The following is a 16,818-nucleotide window of genomic DNA, read 5'->3' on the forward strand; positions in this document are numbered from 1 at the left end:
CCCAATGACTAAACGTGCAAGAACGTGGACAGCTTCGGTCTTATCAGCAGTGATCCTCCTCGCGGCAACTGGGCAGATGAGGGCAACGGAACGGGATGGCCAGCACGACTTCGACTTCAATTTCGGCACCTGGAAAACCCACGTGTCGCGGCTTGTGCATCCACTGACCGGCTCAACCACCTGGACCGAGTACGACGGAATGTCCGTCGTCCGCAAAGTTTGGAACGGTCGCGCAAGTATCTTTGAACTCGAAGTGGAAGGGCCTTCCGGCCATATCGAAGGCGTCGGACTTCGCCTGTACAACCCGCAATCCCATCAGTGGAATTTGAACTGGGCAAATAGCAGCGTCGGCATGCTGGATGGTGGGATGATCGGTGAGTTCAAGGACGGACACGGGGATTTCTATGGCACGGATACTTTCAATGGACAAAGTATCTTGGTGCGAAACGGCTTTTCCAACATTACGCCAAACTCGTCCCGCTTCGAACAAGCGTTCTCCGCTGACGGAGGCAAAACGTGGGAGACGAATTGGATCATGACGTTCACCCGCTAATTTGGACAAGCCGGCGGTGCTCCCGTCATAGTCATCGACGGGAGCACCATCGGGTGCGCATAGCGACTAGAGCGCGCGACGTAACGCCTTCAGGCCTTGCTCTATACCCTTGAGATCAACGGCCCCGTAACCGAAGACAAGGCCTTCCGACGTTGGTGCGCCGAAAAAATAGCGCTCGAACGAATGCAGATGCACGTTCAACTCCAACAATCTCGCAGTAACGCGGTCCAGGCGCTTGGACAGCGTTGAGAACGCCGCCACGTGCATGCCGTAGTGCGACTGCATTGGCGACAGTTCCCCTGAGAAATCCGACTGCAGTATTTCCTCTATGAGATCTCGTCGCTTTCTATAGACGTCACGAAGCTTGCGCACATGTTGTGCCAGATGCCCATCCGCGATGAAACGCGCAACCGCCATTTGCGTCAAAGTCGGGCAATGCCAATCGAGGCAGTTCTTCGCCCTAATCAGCGCCGCCATAGCCCACTGGGGCGCCACGACAAATCCCAGGCGCAGTGCGGGGAGCATGCATTTGGAGAAAGTGCCGACATAGAACACGTCATCCGCGGTTGCTGTAGATCGCAACGCCTGCAGCGGCGTGCCGTCGTAGCGAAATTCTCCATCGTAGTCATCCTCGATGATGACCGACCCATGCTTGCGCGCAAAGTTGAGCAGTGCCGCCCTTCGCTGCGCTGACATGGATACACCGAACGGAAATTGGTGTGATGGGCATACGCAGACGATCTGCACGGAGACCGGTAGTGCATCGACCACCAGCCCTTGCTCGTCCACCGGTATTGGCAGGATCTTGGCCCCGGCAGCGAGAAATGCAGCGCGCATCGGTGGGTAGCCTGGATCTTCAATGGCCACCGTCGTAACTCCCGGGGTCACCAATACACGGGCAAGCATATCGAATGCCTGCTGTGCGCCGGCGGTAACCAGCACGTCGTCAGGCTCGCACACAACCGCGCGAGAGATGCCGATGTGCGTCGCAACGGCCGCCCTCAGAGGAAAATGCCCCTGGTTGCCCTGCGGACTCTTGAATGCGGGAGGCTTCAATTCCATCCGCCGCTGCTGCTTGGCACTAACCCGACGAAATATCTCGAATGGAAATAAACGCGGATCCACCAACGCGGGCCTGAAATCCAAGAATGCGGATGCCTTTGGCGCCGTTGCACGCGGATTGTCGTGCCAGAAGTTAAGTGCCTGGGCAAGTTCGGGCCGCTGCCACAACGCATTTAAACGTGGGTCCGGCGTTCGCTGCGTCGGCAAGCGCTTGCGCGCGGAACGCTTTTGCTTTGGCGCCACATATGTTCCCGACCCACGCCGAGACTGTACCAGCCCCTCAATCGCCAGCTTCGCATAGGCCCGAGCAACGGTGTTTCTCGAAACACCGAAAAAGACCGCTGACTGACGTTCCACCGGGAGTTTGGACCCGGGAACCAAGCGACCATCAAGGATTGCAGCACGCAACTGTGCGTAGACGGATTCCGCAGATCGGCGGCTTCCTCTAGGTGGAGGATCAAAAGCAATTTCGAACAGGCTACTCGTATTCTCCACATCACTTACCACAACTTTTTCCTCCGGGTGGCTCGATAGTGCGGAGCCATGAAATCGTGTCTGCGTGACGCTTACACCGTACTTTGATGCAAGACTATGGCACGTGGCATGTGCTGGTTGCCCCAGTGCGCCAGCGCAAGCACGTCGCCGGGAGTTTTACCCAGCAACAAGCGACCAGCGTGAACCATTTAGCCCTCTTTTTGCCATGCCCGAAAGCTGCCATAGTCGGCAACGACGAATGGAGATCCGGAATGACCGATCTGATCCTCACCACCTTCGATTGGGTTCCCGAGATGCCGCGTGGCTATGTACGTGACATTCGTGTGCGCTGGGCACTGGAAGAAGCCGGGTTGCCCTATCGGGTCAACAGCGTGCCATTTCGCACCCGGGATGCCGAGCATTTCGCGCACCAACCCTTCGGCCAAGTGCCGTGGCTGACCGATGGAGACATCTCGATCTTCGAGAGTGGCGCGATCCTGCTTCATTTGGGGAGTCGCAGTAACGCGCTGATGCCTACCGATCCGCGCGGTCGCAGCGAGGTGATGGAATGGTTATTTGCAGCGCTCAATTCCGTGGAGATGGCGAGCCTGCCCTGGTCCCTATTTGTGTTCTCTGGCGACACCACTGAAACGCCGGGGCGTGAGCATTTGAATGCATTCCTCAAAGCCCGGCTCGGGCACATGGAGCCGATCCTGGCAGAGCGCCAATGGCTGGCTGGACCCTTCTCTGTCGCCGACATCGCCATGGCGGATGTGCTGCGCCTTGTTGATCGGTTCGATGGATTGGCCACACATCCTGCGTGTCGTGACTATGTCGCGCGCGCCACGGCCCGCCCGTCTTTCGTGAAGGCACGCGCAGATCAAATGACGCATTTCGCTGCGGCAGATTGAGCAACACGTGGCAGCACGTAGGCTCGGATTAGCATCCCAGCCCATGCCCCGAATAAATCGTCGCCCCGGCGCAGGCCGGGGCCTAGCGACTTTCTAAGTACCTAAAAGACACTGGATCCCGGCCTTCGCCGGGACGACGATTCCGAAATAAATTAGGGCATTCCCAACACATCAAAAATACGATCAAGGCAACGGATGCTGCTTAAAGAACTCAAGCATCTCATCAGCCAGCACTGCTTTCTGCGGCCAACGAATATGCTCGTACAAGCCTCGTGGTTTCTCGCAAACTTGCGCGCATTGCGCATTCGGCCCGTCCTCCTTGCCGTCCAACGTCAGATTGACGCGTCGCAGTGGCCAGTTCTGTTGCTCTAACGTGCTGCTCCAACTCGTGGTCTCACTGCACGTAGCGAGCGCATCGCACATGTTTCGCAGCAACGTGAGCGGTACCTGCCTGCCCTGCGGCATGTTCACTGGGCACGGTGTCCGCTGCCATGGATCAGTACCGGCATACTGACCCACCGCCGCGATACGGTCTGAACGCCATGCTCCGTACAGCACTGCCATATCCGCGCCGTTGCTCCAGCCGAATACGTATATCTGCTTCGCATCGACAAGGCCCGTCGCAACCACCTGATCGATGAAGTGGTCGATTGCTTGCACATCCAGATTCTTCGTCGGGTCACGCTGCCACTCATCCCAGTGAAAACCCGTTCCCGTATGCGGGCCATCCGACGCCCATGCCTTGGCGCGCCGACCTTCCGGCGCCAGCAGGATGAATCCCTTGGTGCCGGCATGCTTCGACAACGAGTAATCGCGGCTCAACTCGAACAGCGAGCGGCCATCTCGATACAGGCTGTCAGGCGTGGTCATCGAGCCATGCAGATATACGATCAATGGCCATTTCGATTTGCTGGACGTGGCATGCAGCGGGGGGTTGAAGCAGGCGTAGCGGATCACACCGTTTTGATCGAACGACAGCACCTGACCATCTTTGCAAGTTGGCCGCTCCGTAACAGGCTCAACGGTCTCCATGGGCGGCGTGCCCGTTGCCGAGCACGTCAGTTGAGAAGCGACGGTGTCGGCTGCATTGGCGGCAGCAGCGAGAATGAAAGAGATAAGCGACACGAATGCTGCGGCGTAGGCAAAGCGACATTTCGGCATGAGTCTTCCCCTCGAACCCGAGTTGCTCAAAGTGTTGCATGGAAACATGCCTATGAAAAACTTCTCAACCACAAGCAAAACGCTAGAACATTCCACTCATCGAAGCTGCGGCACTAGTGAAATCCTTAAAAAGCTAGGATTCGCATCCCAGCCTATACGCAGTCAGCATTCGTGCTGATATGAAGGGCCAGAAAGCTCACGATTAGGGATGCAAGCGAAAGCCAATTTTCCACCAACCACTTCTTTGTTCGACGACCCACGGAGGCTTTTGGCTTCTCGCTGCTGCATAAACTTACCTGCGACATATCTGCTGATGTCCTCTTGGTACGAGCGCAACGATTAAGTGGCTTACGTCATGAATACCCGTTCGAATAGGGCGATGGGAGCGTTCGCGAAGCCCGGCAAATGTTCAGTAAACGTGAAGAATTACTTCATCGACTTCGTCCACAATAAACTGAAGGAATGACGGGACTTCCTTCATATCTGCGTATACATTTGCCCTGCTAAATTCTAAGCACCCGGCAGGCGGTCTGCCGGTCAATACAAGGGGAAGCCCAATGTCACGCATTCAAGGAGTTCGCAAGGCTTTGCTCGCTGGTTTTGTCGCTATCGGCTTGACGTCCTCGGCCTTTGCGCACACTCCAACGCCGACTACAGGATTGGGTAAGGCTTGGCCGAATGCGGCAGACCTCAGCGCAAACCCCGACTGGCACGTCTACGTATTCATGCTCCATGGCATCAAATACATCCAGGTCAACGATTTGAACGGCACCGTGCATGCCGCGGTTGCGACGGCTACCGGAACGTCCATTGTGTTGCCAATGGGTATTGATGCCCAGAACGTACAAACCGAGACATCGAGTACGTCCTCGACCACGCAGACGGTCTACCGCGACGCCACGACGACGGTTACGGTAACGCCACAGACCAACGGAACGACACAGTTTGCTGTTACGAATACGTGCACCAATCCGGTGAGTTGCTCTGCGGCGGCGACACAGAGTTCTACCGGCAACTGACTCAGTTCACCCACAATCTCAGGGGTGCGGAAGCCTTGTCCTTCCGCACTTCTTCAGCATGGCTGTGCAACAGAGCCGTCACCATGGTCCGCTCAAGCGTCGACCGCATATGAAGCTCCCCGCCGAACGCTTGGGCGTGAATTCGCATCTCGTCAATGCTGATGAGGTTACCGCCTAGCTTCGCAGCGAGGTCGCGTCGAGACTCGGCGAAGTAGACCGCGTTAGCGACTTCGTTGGCATCGAGATAGCCCTCAACGCGGATTACGACCCAACGACGTCGATTCGTTTCCCCGGCGCGCACTGTCAGTTTGACGCGCGAACACGAGAGATTGGACGTAACGTGGACAATGGCCTCGCACGCAGTCCGGTAGATGGCGCTATGTACGCCCGACTCCAAGAACATGAAACCGCGCCCACCGATCTCGCAGCTATAAGCCACACCAGCCTCGTCCAATGCGCGGGCAAGCGTCTCGTTCAATGCCGCGGGAAGACCACGATCACGCCACGCAGAAGGGTGCAGGCTCTCGGCCAACTTATAGACCTGTTCGTGCGCTAGGACGGCGCGCTTGTAGAAGCTATGGCTCTCGATATTGGGCAGAATTCGCCGCATATGTTCGAGAACCTGACCGTTGGTGATGTGCAATGAGCCCGCGACAAATTCCAGTCGCTCCGCTGCTCGCCTCATCCGACGCTCGCTGAGCATCAGATGCTGCCTCGCCATTTGTTGAATCTCTTCAGCCGCGATGCGCTCTCGCTCGTCACGTAGATTCCATGCAGTGACCTTGGCTCCAAGGGCATATAGGCCACTCACAGCAAGGCACAACGCAGCGGTGATCTCGACTACGTTGGACGTCGTGGGAAGATCCGGTTGCAGAAGACCGTTGCAGACAATGACCATCGTGCCGGCCAGCGCTGCTGCACGCCAGCCATGCTTGACGGTTAGCCATGCAGCCGGAATGAACATCGCCATCTCGATCAACGTCGCTTGCGTCAGGTCAGACTTCGCAGCGAACCAAGCCATGAAAGCAATGACCGGCAATGCGATCCCCAGCGCATCGGCAAGCAGCTTGTTAGACAAGATGTGCTTCAGGCGTTCCTGGAAGTTTCCCTTCCGGTAGTCCAGACGAATGATCAGAGCCCATGGTACGAGCGTGAGCAAGCCCCCGTAATTACCCACCAGATAAATACCCGCCAGCTTTGACCCCAGACGGAACGGACCGCTCGTAATGTGAAGCGTCGAAATCAGCGCGTAGCTATAGGCACTAAGAGCAACGGACACGAAGAGGATGCACACCAGAAGGGTCTTGATATTGACCAGATGCTTCGTCGGGAAGATGTTGAGCTTGCTCCGGCACCACCACACGATGGGCATCGTGAAGATGATCTCCGGAATCATACGGATCGCAACCCAGGTCGGCCCGAAGTCGCTAAGGCACTGCCATGCCTCGTAGGCATTGGGAATGGCTTCACCAACGAGCAGAGCGCCCCAATACCGATACGGGACCATGAGCAGGCTGATGACCTGAAGACCCGCGTAGAGGTGCCAGTGCGCTGGAGCCGACGTTATCGAGTGAATTCCAACGAATGCCAATGCGTAGCTGACACAAACTCCAATATGCGTTAGCCACCCGCTCCCCCACTGCCCCTTCCCCATGCTCCGTGCCCCTCGACCGAGATGTGGTGATGCTTTGTTGTTTCCGAGTCGGCCAAGTATATCGGCCAACGACCCTTCATCATTGAATCCCAGATGTGAATTCGTTGTGTACCAGGGAATTCAAAGATTGCCGCAATCAGCATACCCTTTGATTGTCAACGCGTTCGTTTTGACGTTGATCTTAGAGACTGAGGCAATTAAGTCGCCCGAACCACACTACGAAAGCGCCCCGGACTCTGGCCATGCGAACGCTTGAACGCAATGCTGAAAGCGGTATCGGAAAGGTATCCAATCCGCTCGGCGATTTGCGCCAAAGGTTCGTCACTGTGTCGTAACGCTGTACGCGCAACTGGTCAGATGGCACGCTCGCCGAATACGCGATGGTACCCGCGAGTTTGGTCACACCGGTGGATGGTCTAGATAGTTTTTCCGCATCCCAGCTCGCGGTCACCATGCGCCATCTCGTTCCATATGGCGGATTGATACCTGGCCGTCTGACGGCAGGTGAAACCCTCGTCGTCTCAGGAGCCACAGCGGCTTATGGCAGCGCGGTGGTGATGGTCGCCCTGGCCATGGATGCACGCCAAGTGGTTGCCTTGGGAAGGGATGCTACGAAACTCCGTTCTCTCGTCGCAGCCACAAACTCTCGCGTGACGCCCCTTGTCGTGACCGACGATGTTGCAGCAGACGCCGCGCACATTCGTGAAATGACCGACGGCGGTGCGGATGTGGCATTCAACATGATGGGTGGCGCTACCGATCCAAACATGACCCTTTCCGCGCTGCGCAGTCTCGTCAACGGCGGCCGACTCGTACCGATGGAAAGCATGGCCGCACCGCTTCCCCTGCCCTATCTCGACGTGATGTTGAATAACTGGGAGATCCTTGGATGTTTTATGTATCCGAAGGATGCGTATCGACGCCTCTTCGATCTGTGCCGCAGCGGATTGCTGGACCTAACCGCTATCCACCCGCGCACTTATGCGCTGCCGGATCTGCCAAAGGCCATGGCTGAAGCAAGCCGTATCGGCAGCCTCGAATGCGTCGTCATGAATCACCAAGGATGAAAGCCCATGAGCCTTAAGCATCACGCTTTCCGCATCTATGTGGATCCGTCCCTGCTCGAATCGAGCGTGGCTTTCTACGAGAGGTTGCAAGAAATGAAGTGCGAGAGGCGTATTACGTTCGCCGATCTCGGTATAGAAGTAGCGGTGGTGGGTGCCTTCATGCTTCTTGCCGGAACGCACGAAGCGCTGGCGCCATTTCGTTCCATCTGGGCCGTGCTCATCGTCGACTCCTTGGACACAACACTCGATTGGATTCGTACGCAAGGGGCCACGGTTCTACACGAACCCCAACAAGCGGCGGGTGGTCGGCATGCAACCGTCCGTCATGCCGACGGTCTTGTAGCCGAGTACTACGAACCGGCGGCAATTGCCTGACGATCGACATCCCTATGTGCAATACGCGAGGCTGATCAACGCCAGCATCGCAGTAACAATGCGTGGCCCGAAACGATAGGCGGATTCTCACCAAAATGATGATGTTTTGAACTCGGACTTACATCGCCCGTAACTGATCCTGTCGTGACAGGCCAGACCAGCCGTCATACAGCCATCATTTTCTTGCCACCATTGGCGGCTATTTTTTTTGCGATGAGACAAGCCGTGGCGGAGTGAGTCAGAAATGGATTCGAACAAGATCTTTTTGTCCCTGGTTGCCATGGGGAGCCTGTTCGCAAGCAGCGCAGCGCTGGCATACAACGTGATCAACCACGATCAAGTGCAACCGATCTACACCGGTGCCTCGGCTCTCGAGAAGTACTATCAGCCAAGGCTGGCCATTGGCGACATGGGTTGCGACCCTTATCCGGCAGTCGACGCAAACGGCAATGTCAGCGGCGGCCTGTACCCGCGCGGATCGTCAAATGGCAGCTGCACTAGCAGCGTTGGTCAGATCTATTCCCGCTACGCCAGCTATTACGGCGAGTGCGCGATCATGTATTCATGGTTCATGCCCAAGGATATGCCGCCCTCAGGGATTGGCGGCCATCGCTATGAGTGGGAGGGGATCATCGTATGGCTTGAGAGCTGCAATGTCGGCGCGCGCATCAAGCGCATCAACTACTCCGTGCACGGAAGCTGGTCTGTCAATGACGCGCCGCCAACCTGGACGGGCAGCTACGGTTACCTCAGCTGGGGCGTGCATCCGCTGGTGTACTACCACGCTCCCAACAAGCTGCTGGATCACCATCCCGATCCGACATGGCGCCAAGGCGGTACCCAGCCGCTGGTCGGGTGGGACTATCTGCCACAGCGTGCCGACCACACGAGCCCAGCCAAGGATGCCATCAACAACTTCGACTTCGGCGCTGCGACTCCGCCGTTGAAGGATGGCGGAACGTTCTGGCATAACCTGCAGGTCGGGCACGCCTCTACCGAAATCCATAACCCTTGATCATCGCCATCTGATGGTGGGAAACCTGGGGCCGCGAACTCATCGAGTTCGCGGCTTTCTTCCTTCTGGGATATTTCAGGCTACGTGCTTAGCGTAAATGACCTATATGGCCACCCACATATATAAGTAAAGGGTATCGTTGTCGGCAGCGTTACGCCCTGCCCCATCGATGTTGTGCACGAGCCCCGCAAACTTCGTATACCAGGTGTACTGCAAGCCAAGTCGCAGATTGGCAAAAGGTGCTTCCCACGAATCGGCCTTGCCGAAGGGGTTCCAATCCAGTTCGACCATTCTGCTATCGGTATTGGGACTGCCATTGTTGCCGTAGCGAATGACGTCGTTACTGCCGTCGCTGGAAGACACCCCCAATGTGGCGCCCCAAGTGTTCTTGTACCAATAGCTGGCGTCGATATTCACCGCGTGAAGGGTGTCATGGAGGTTGGACGATCCACCCGATGCATAGGTCGCGTCGAGTCGTTCGCGCTCATGCAGATACAACGCGCTTGCCGTGATGATGTGATCGCTGCCGTTGAGAAGCTGATAGCTGGCATCGACCCCAAGGTCGTGAAAGCTATCCGTTGGACCCGCTACCGCAACGGTCTGGCCGGCCACATTGGTTCCGGTCAATCCACGCCGCGCATCGAAACTCAAGCCACCTAGTTCGATATTGCCGTTTTCGAGATTCCACGTGTATGCAATGCGCGCATAGGGCGCTACGCCTGCCACACGCCCTCCATAACTTGCGTTGACGTCGTGCAGGAATGCCGGCGACAGGGTTCGATAAACGCCCCCTTCCACATAAAGCGCGCCATCGATTTGCGTGTACGCGTCCAGGCCTACAGCCTGCTGGGCAAGCGCGCCCATCAAGATGGGCACCGCGGGCGCAGCCGGCGTGATGTTCGACGACGTATAGGGAAATTGCCACGCCGGACTCGTATTGAAGACATCGGAAAGGCTGGGATTGTTGTTCAGCGACACACCCCAGATTGCCGAATGACTACTCGTAGTCAAGGTGCGTGCATAACGAAGATCGCTATTGTCCCACCCAAACAAACCGCTGCTTTCCTGGTAAGTGGCTTGCGCGAGCACCCCCAGATGATCCGTGATACGCCCCGCAAGAAACACCGAGGCTTGTTGCAACTGCGTGTTGTTGTTGGTATCGAAACCGTTTGCAGGCGGCGACGTTTGTGCTTTCGCCGTATGCGTGTATGACTCAATCACCATCAACGCAAGTGGAACTTTGGTATCGCTTCCCGCCTTGAGCGTGTAGCCCATCAACTTGAATTGGCGACCATATGGCGTCAGTTGCGGACCAAAACCGCCAATGTGGCAGGCCGCACATGCCTGGTGCGTTTGTCGCGCAAAAGCTGGTACAGCGGATGCCTTAATCGGAAACAAAATGACGAAAACGATTGCACAAAGAATAAATGCAATTGTGACCGCGTGATGACTTCGAACTTGTTTAAAAAACACATTGCAATAGCCGAGCATACTTCCCCCCAATGAGTTTGTAGGACGCGCAAACAAACACAAGATGTCGCGCATGCGACATCCAGAAGCCTATGCATCGTTTTGACGCCGGGCATGCGAGAACCCCTTCCCGGCGTGTGTGTGAAACATAAAAGCCGATTATGTGGTTCTCAATCGTGTGAACCGTGTGAAAAAATTTCGATGCAATCATCCCAACGAGACGGAGAAACTCCATGCTTGATGCAGATCACAAGAATTTTTCACGTCGTCACTTTCTTAAAGCCGCCGCAAGCACAACCGCAGCGGCATTTGTTATAAGCAGCGTGCCGCGATTTGCTGAAGCCTTTAGCTTGCCGTACGTCACGCTTAGCGATCCGACGGCGAAGGCGATGAACTATGTGGAAGATGCCAGCCAAAGCAGCAATGCCATGCACAAAAGCGGCAATGCCTGCGCGAATTGTCAGTTTTATGCAGGTGCCGCGACCGGTTATGGACCTTGCCAACTGTATCCAGGCAAAGCAGTCAGCTCGAAGGGCTGGTGCACCTCGTACACGGCAAAAAATAGTTAGCCTCATTCCTCAATCGTAAAATGGCTGCACAAACGCAAAGACAACTCAACGCAAGAGTTTCAAACGGCCATGCAAGCCACTTGGTCGAGGCGCTAAGCCGCCTCGACCATCCTAGGGACACTCCCAGCTAGCCGACAGGCAGCAAGGTGGCGAAGATTCGCGATATGCCGAAAGGCGTCGTCGAAAGGGAATTGCCATGTTAATCGGCCCCGATGGTGGTAGCCCGGTACGCAGCGCTCCACCCCAGCCTGTGCCAACACCGACACAGCTGACGCAGGAAACACCGGCGCAGGCGACGGCGGCAGTGCAGAACATGACGCCGCAGGATGTACAGACGTTCAAGAGCGACGTCAGCACGATGTCGGCAACGGATCGACGGAATGTGGCCAATCAGCTGGTGACAAAACTGCCGATCACGCAGTTGCTCACCCTTGAGCCGGCGTTCGACCAGGATGAAATCAAGAATGCCATCCACAGCCACGGCACGCCTGCATTGCAGTCCGAGTATGAGATCGCGCAAATTGACGGCAATCCCACGCTGAAGAGCGGCCTTGCCAAGCTGGGTCTCACTTCGGACCAAGTAGCGAGAGCTTCTGATGCAACAAGACCCATACTGCTCGACGCTGCTCAGGCTGCAGCGGCGAACCAATACGACAAGGCCCTAGGCGATCTGCAAAGCGCTGGAACCAAAGCAAGCGGCGAGCTTGTAACAAACGCCTACGCGCATTTGGTATCACAGGACAGCCAATTACCCGCTCCCATCAAGGCGATTCTTTCCGATCCGGACGTCGTCGCTCAACTGCAAAGCAGCGGAAGTGACGCGCTGAACAAGTTGAGCAATGGCGATTTTTCCGGCGCTGTCCAATCGCTCACTAGCAAGTCACCCGAACTGGCGCAGAAGATAGTCAACGCCATAGGCAAACAATTGCCGACCGGCTTGGCGCACGATTTGCTGACCGATGCAAACTTCTCCAAACAACTCGTCAGCGACAAAACTTTGCAGTCGGCCGTCGCACAACTGCTGACGAACCCGGACAAGGCGCTTGACAGCTTGAGCAGCATGCTCAGCGACAATGGCGCGCGCGACGCTGCATTGGCCGTAGCCAGCAAAAACCAACAGGTCATCAGTGCGCTGAATAAGGTCGGCCTTTCGCCGAAAGATCTGCAACAAGCCGGCGCCGCTGCACCGCATCTTCTCAACGCCATAACCGCGTTGGCGCCCAATGGTGCCGGTTACCAGACCGCGTTGAACGAACTCAAGGCCGCCGGCGGCGTAGCACCCGATGTGTTGGCGCAGGTCTCCAAAGCGATTTACGCGAAACTGCCGCAGTCCATTCAAAAGCAGCTGGGCGAGCTCAACATCAATGCCGATCAGATGGACCAGTTCGCCCAGGCGCTACCTGATCTGGTCGACGCCGCCTCGGCCATGGCCAATGGCAATTGGCACGATGCGATCGATTCGCTCATGGCGGCCGGTCAAGCCGCACCCGGGCTAACGCAGAGTGCAATCGTGGCACTAGGCAAAGAGATGCCGGCCAAGCCGGCGCTGCTCAAGACGCTGCTAAGCGATCCAAATGTCGCTTCGCAGCTTGCCAGTGACAAAACCCTGCAGCAGGGTATCGACGATCTGATCAATGGCGACACGTTGAATGGCGCGAGCGTGCTGTTACACGACGACGGCATCCGCGATGCCGTGCTGAAGGACGTCAGCCAGGACCCCACCATCTCCAACGCACTGAGCAAATTGGGGCTGAACCCTGACGACTTGGTGCAAGCCGGCGCCGCAGCACCGCATCTGCTTGATGCAGCGGTCGCGCTTTCCAACAACAACTGGAAAGACGCGATCGACGATTTCAGTCAGGCTGCCAGCGTCGCACCCGACATATCGAAAAAAATCAGTGCCAAGCTAGTCCAGTACATACCGTCGGACATGCTCAGCAAGCTGAGCAAACTCAGCATCACCACGGATGATCTAAAGAACGCTGGCGCCGCATTGCCGGATCTGATCAATGCAGCCCAGTCGCTCGCCGCGGGTAAATACGGCGATGCGGTTACTCAACTCGGTGATGCGGCAGCCCAAGCACCGGACCTTGCGCAAAAGACGATCAACGCGTTGGGCAAGCAGTTGCCAGCCGGTCTGGCGCAGGACTTGCTGACCGACTCAACCTTCTCCAAGCAACTCGCCACCGACAAGACCTTGCAGTCGGCCGTCGCGCAGATGCTCAACGATCCAAACAAGGCGCTCGATAGCCTGAGCAGCATCCTCAACGACGGTGGTGCACGCGACGCTGCATTGGCCGTAGCGAGCAAAAACCAGCAAGTCATCAGTGCGCTGAGTAAAGTCGGCCTTTCGCCGGGCGATCTGCAACAAGCCGGAACCGCCGCACCGCACATGCTCAATGCGATGGTCGCCTTGGCTTCCGGCGGGGACTACAAGACCGCGCTCAACGAACTCAAGGCCGCTGGTGACGCAGCGCCCGCTGTGTTGAACAAAGTCGCCACGGCAATCTACGCCAAGCTGCCGACGTCGATCCAAAACCAGTTGAGCAAGCTCCATATCAGCAAGGATCAGGTGGGCCAGTTCGCGCAAGCATTGCCCGATCTGGTCGACGCCGCCACGGCAATTGCAAGCGGCAATTGGCACGGTGCCATCGATTCGCTCATGACAGCTGGCGAAACCGCACCCGAGCTGGCGCAGACGGCGATCCAGGCACTGGGCAATCAACTGCCGACCAAGTTGTCACTGCTCAAGACACTGTTGACTGATCCACAGGTCGCTTCGCAGTTGGCCAGTGATCAAACGCTGCACCAGGGCATCGACAATCTCATCGATGGCAACACGTTGCAGGGTGCAAGCGTGCTGCTGCACGACGACGGTATACGCGATGCCGTGTTGAAGGACGTCAGTCAAGATCCCACCGTTTCCAACGCGTTGAGCAAATTGGGCTTGAAGCCCGACGATTTGGTACAGGCCGGCGATGCGGCACCACATCTGCTCGATGCTGCAGTGGCGCTTTCCAACAACAACTGGTCAGACGCGATCAAGGATTTCGGCGATGCCGCCGGCGCTGCACCTGATCTGGTGAAAAAAGTGGGCGACCAGCTTGTCGCGCATATGCCACCGGCGATGGTCAAGGAGCTCGGTTCGATCGGCTTGACCCAAACAGATTTGCAAGAAGCGGGAACTGCATTACCAGACTTTATCGATGCGGTGACCAACGCCAGCCACGGCGACTACATGGCCGCCCTGAAATCGCTTGGCGCCGCCACACAGAGCGCCCCAGACCTCGTCGCCAAAGCGGTCAACTACGCCGCAAGCAAGTTGCCGGACAATCCCGATACGCAACTGCTGAAAACCATGCTTACCGACAAGTCACTGGTGACGACGCTGGTAAGCAATCCGGATCTGCAACATTCACTCGGCCAGCTGCTCAATGGCGATTTCAAGGATGGCATCCAAGGCATTGCCAACAACCAGCCAGTGATGTCGCAGGTAGCCGCCGTATTGGCCAAAGATCCAGCCGTAATGAATCGGCTGAAACCCTTGGGCGTTACCACGGCTGACGACATTGCGCAGCTTGGCCCCGCGCTGGCCGACGCCGTTGATCTCGCTGACGACATTGCGAAGGGCACCGACATTGGTGCAACCATCCAGGCCTTTGGCAAATTAGCCCAAGCATTGCCGTCCGATGCGCGGGACAAAATCATCAGCAACATTGTCGACAAATTCAAACTCAGCCCCGAACTCAGCGACCTGATCAGCGGCAGCTTGGAAGCCATCGCCAATCCCGACATTGCGAAAGCGCTGGGGGATGCCATCAAGGCGTTTGGCAGTGGCAATCCGCTGACTTTCATCCAGGCCGTGGCCAATGTCGGCGAAAAGGTTTGCAATGAGGCACCAGGCCTTGCGGTCGACTTCATGGATAACGTGCTGACCAAGCTGCCCGGCTCAGTAGGCAAATTCTTCGACAATCACGATCTCAATCAGGATCTGGTGCAGTCCGGATCGATGGGTGAAGTTTTTGATGCGCTGGAAAAGATGGCCGGAGGCCATATCGGCGATGCGCTGGACGACCTTGGCAGTGCCATCGGTAAATTGATTACCGAAGGAAAGCATTATCAATTGGGGCCGTGGCACATCGATCTGGGCTTCTACACCCAAACCATCGGCCCCTACGACTTGCCCTTTGGTCAGCAAGGCGTAGATGCCGTGGGCGCACTCATCTCGCAATTCGAGGATGCCCTGCCGCCTTCCGTGAAGAACTTCATGGAACAGAAAGCAGCCAGTGCTGTAGCAAATGCAGGCCTGGATTCCATTCCGGTAGTAGGGCCGGCGTACGGCATCTATCAATCCGGAACAGCCCTGATCAGCGACATCAGCAATCACAAGGGCGGGCTGACCATTGGCCTGGATACGGCGAACCTGGTGGTCAACGCAGCGGATCTGATACCCGCGCTGGATGGCGTTACCGAACCTTTGCGCACGTTGATCGGTGTAGGCAAGGCGGTGGATCAGACGGTGCAGTTCATCCAGAACACGAGCAACTTCGGCCAGCAATTTACTGGCATGCCAGCCTGATTTGCATCCGTACCATTGCATACAAGCCGTCTCAGCGGCTTGTATGCAACACCATCACATCAGGCCAACCCCAAGCCACGCAGAAAATCCAGCGCACTCTGCGCGCGGTCACTTGATCGCGTGGCGGCATCCAGTTCGTGCAAGCGTTCGGGCTTGAGGTATTGCTGGGTGCGCTGATGGATGAATTGCCGGCTTTGTTCGCGAAAGTATTCGCCATCGGCCTGAGGCACATCGGGCTCTACAGCCAATCTCTCCACTTCCGACCAGTCAATTACACAGGCGTCGATGGAAGGCGCGTAAACCAACCATGCGGAGCCATACAGGCCCAGGCGTGGGACATCGCCGTAGAGCTTTTCCAGTGCGCGGCGATAATACGGCGCCAGCGCCTCCGCGTTCCGCACGGGATGATTGGAATGCTCAAGCAAGGCTTTGCGCGATGCTTCGTCCTCCGCCATGACATCCGATATGGCTTGATTGTTGACTGGCACAAACTGCGCCTGACGAAAAACATCTTCCGCCCAGATGTCATGCTTCTTGGGTGGACTATCCAATACGACCAATACCTGCTTAGTCACGCCCTTGACCCTCGCTTGGAATAATCAGCAATCAGTATAAGTGCGAATGCGCGTGATGTATCGCGATGAAGATCAACAGATCATGTTGATGCGCTTCCATGTACACAGAAATTTCTTCGACTTCTCAAGCCAGCCATATACAGCGACGCCTCTTTTGCTCGTCATCCCGGCGAAGGCCGGGATCCAGCGACTTCGATACAGCAAAGACACTGGATCCCGGCCTTCGCCAACGGGATGACGAGAAAAAATACCGACACGCATTACCTGCCGTGACAATAACCGCCATATATCCACCTATTTTCCAATGAGATAATCGAATCCACTACCGCGCCGC

At 56.7% G+C, this 16,818-nt stretch carries 13 protein-coding genes and 1 pseudogene; 8 read left to right on the forward strand and 6 right to left on the reverse strand.

All coding sequences use genetic code 11. The features are described 5' to 3' along the window. Nucleotides 1-4: 4 nt before the first annotated feature. Nucleotides 5-553 carry a hypothetical protein gene (locus QQJ86_RS16455; RefSeq protein ID WP_284322054.1) on the forward strand — a complete coding sequence of 183 codons (549 nt, stop codon included), beginning with the start codon at nt 5-7 and terminating at the stop codon, nt 551-553. Nucleotides 554-619: 66 nt separating this feature from the next. Here QQJ86_RS16455 and pdxR read toward each other — a convergent pair whose 3' ends face one another. Next, nucleotides 620-2,122 (reverse strand): MocR-like pyridoxine biosynthesis transcription factor PdxR, encoded by a 1,503-nt coding sequence (gene pdxR / locus QQJ86_RS16460; RefSeq protein WP_284322055.1) that lies wholly within the window; start codon nt 2,120-2,122, stop codon nt 620-622. Nucleotides 2,123-2,235: 113 nt separating this feature from the next. Here pdxR and QQJ86_RS16465 point away from each other — a divergent pair, with 113 nt between their 5' ends. After that, nucleotides 2,236-3,000, forward strand: coding sequence for a glutathione S-transferase family protein (locus tag QQJ86_RS16465; protein WP_284322056.1), 765 nt, complete (start codon nt 2,236-2,238; stop codon nt 2,998-3,000). A 183-nt stretch (nt 3,001-3,183) separates the two neighbouring features. On the opposite strand, the gene QQJ86_RS16470 is transcribed toward QQJ86_RS16465, so the two are convergent. Beyond that, a complete protein-coding gene (locus QQJ86_RS16470) occupies nt 3,184-4,161 on the reverse strand; it encodes an alpha/beta hydrolase family protein (RefSeq protein WP_284322057.1) in 978 nt (325 codons plus the stop codon). 557 nt (nt 4,162-4,718) lie between these two features. Between QQJ86_RS16470 and QQJ86_RS16475 the strand changes: the two genes are divergently transcribed. Then, nucleotides 4,719-5,180 carry a hypothetical protein gene (locus QQJ86_RS16475; protein WP_284322058.1) on the forward strand — a complete coding sequence of 154 codons (462 nt, stop codon included), beginning with the start codon at nt 4,719-4,721 and terminating at the stop codon, nt 5,178-5,180. A 1-nt stretch (nt 5,181) separates the two neighbouring features. Here the strand turns inward: QQJ86_RS16475 and QQJ86_RS16480 are convergent, their stop codons facing one another. Beyond that, nucleotides 5,182-6,834 carry a hypothetical protein gene (locus QQJ86_RS16480; RefSeq protein ID WP_284322059.1) on the reverse strand — a complete coding sequence of 551 codons (1,653 nt, stop codon included), beginning with the start codon at nt 6,832-6,834 and terminating at the stop codon, nt 5,182-5,184. A 197-nt stretch (nt 6,835-7,031) separates the two neighbouring features. Continuing rightward, nucleotides 7,032-7,169: pseudogene (locus QQJ86_RS16485) on the reverse strand (helix-turn-helix domain-containing protein); the annotation flags it as partial. Between the two features lie 60 nt (nt 7,170-7,229). On the opposite strand from QQJ86_RS16485, the gene QQJ86_RS16490 reads away from it, so the two are divergent. The 3 genes from QQJ86_RS16490 (at nt 7,230) to QQJ86_RS16500 (ending at nt 9,291) form a co-directional block, all read left to right on the forward strand. Next, complete coding sequence (locus QQJ86_RS16490; protein WP_284322060.1) at nt 7,230-7,901, forward strand: zinc-binding dehydrogenase; 672 nt, start codon at nt 7,230-7,232, stop codon at nt 7,899-7,901. 6 nt (nt 7,902-7,907) lie between these two features. Then, nucleotides 7,908-8,276 (forward strand): VOC family protein, encoded by a 369-nt coding sequence (locus tag QQJ86_RS16495; RefSeq protein WP_284322061.1) that lies wholly within the window; start codon nt 7,908-7,910, stop codon nt 8,274-8,276. A gap of 244 nt (nt 8,277-8,520) precedes the next feature. Next, nucleotides 8,521-9,291 carry an NPP1 family protein gene (locus QQJ86_RS16500; protein WP_284322062.1) on the forward strand — a complete coding sequence of 257 codons (771 nt, stop codon included), beginning with the start codon at nt 8,521-8,523 and terminating at the stop codon, nt 9,289-9,291. Between the two features lie 102 nt (nt 9,292-9,393). On the opposite strand, the gene QQJ86_RS16505 is transcribed toward QQJ86_RS16500, so the two are convergent. Further along, the gene (locus QQJ86_RS16505) at nt 9,394-10,566 is read right to left on the reverse strand and encodes a cytochrome C (RefSeq protein ID WP_284322063.1); all 1,173 of its coding nucleotides are present in this window, start codon (nt 10,564-10,566) and stop codon (nt 9,394-9,396) included. Between the two features lie 428 nt (nt 10,567-10,994). Between QQJ86_RS16505 and QQJ86_RS16510 the strand changes: the two genes are divergently transcribed. Continuing rightward, nucleotides 10,995-11,330 carry a high-potential iron-sulfur protein gene (locus QQJ86_RS16510; protein WP_284322064.1) on the forward strand — a complete coding sequence of 112 codons (336 nt, stop codon included), beginning with the start codon at nt 10,995-10,997 and terminating at the stop codon, nt 11,328-11,330. A 196-nt stretch (nt 11,331-11,526) separates the two neighbouring features. Continuing rightward, nucleotides 11,527-15,909 (forward strand): hypothetical protein, encoded by a 4,383-nt coding sequence (locus QQJ86_RS16515; RefSeq protein WP_284322065.1) that lies wholly within the window; start codon nt 11,527-11,529, stop codon nt 15,907-15,909. A gap of 59 nt (nt 15,910-15,968) precedes the next feature. On the opposite strand, the gene QQJ86_RS16520 is transcribed toward QQJ86_RS16515, so the two are convergent. Then, on the reverse strand, nt 15,969-16,484 hold the full coding sequence (locus QQJ86_RS16520) for a hypothetical protein (RefSeq protein WP_284322066.1): 516 nt from the start codon (nt 16,482-16,484) through the stop codon (nt 15,969-15,971). Nucleotides 16,485-16,818 lie beyond the last annotated feature (334 nt).

It is taken from the genome of Dyella acidisoli, from assembly GCF_030160295.1.
Classification (GTDB): domain Bacteria; phylum Pseudomonadota; class Gammaproteobacteria; order Xanthomonadales; family Rhodanobacteraceae; genus Dyella_B; species Dyella_B acidisoli.

Excerpts from the sequence above, each read along its gene's own strand:
- QQJ86_RS16510 (WP_284322064.1), top strand. The coding sequence starts at position 10,995 with ATGCTTGATGCAGATCACAAGAATTTTTCACGTCGTCACTTTCTTAAA.
- QQJ86_RS16495 (WP_284322061.1), top strand. The coding sequence starts at position 7,908 with ATGAGCCTTAAGCATCACGCTTTCCGCATCTATGTGGATCCGTCCCTG.
- QQJ86_RS16475 (WP_284322058.1), top strand. The coding sequence starts at position 4,719 with ATGTCACGCATTCAAGGAGTTCGCAAGGCTTTGCTCGCTGGTTTTGTC.
- QQJ86_RS16515 (WP_284322065.1), top strand. The coding sequence starts at position 11,527 with ATGTTAATCGGCCCCGATGGTGGTAGCCCGGTACGCAGCGCTCCACCC.
- QQJ86_RS16505 (WP_284322063.1), bottom strand. The coding sequence starts at position 10,566 with ATGGGCTACACGCTCAAGGCGGGAAGCGATACCAAAGTTCCACTTGCG.
- QQJ86_RS16470 (WP_284322057.1), bottom strand. The coding sequence starts at position 4,161 with ATGCCGAAATGTCGCTTTGCCTACGCCGCAGCATTCGTGTCGCTTATC.
- QQJ86_RS16480 (WP_284322059.1), bottom strand. The coding sequence starts at position 6,834 with ATGGGGAAGGGGCAGTGGGGGAGCGGGTGGCTAACGCATATTGGAGTT.
- QQJ86_RS16500 (WP_284322062.1), top strand. The coding sequence starts at position 8,521 with ATGGATTCGAACAAGATCTTTTTGTCCCTGGTTGCCATGGGGAGCCTG.
- QQJ86_RS16455 (WP_284322054.1), top strand. The coding sequence starts at position 5 with ATGACTAAACGTGCAAGAACGTGGACAGCTTCGGTCTTATCAGCAGTG.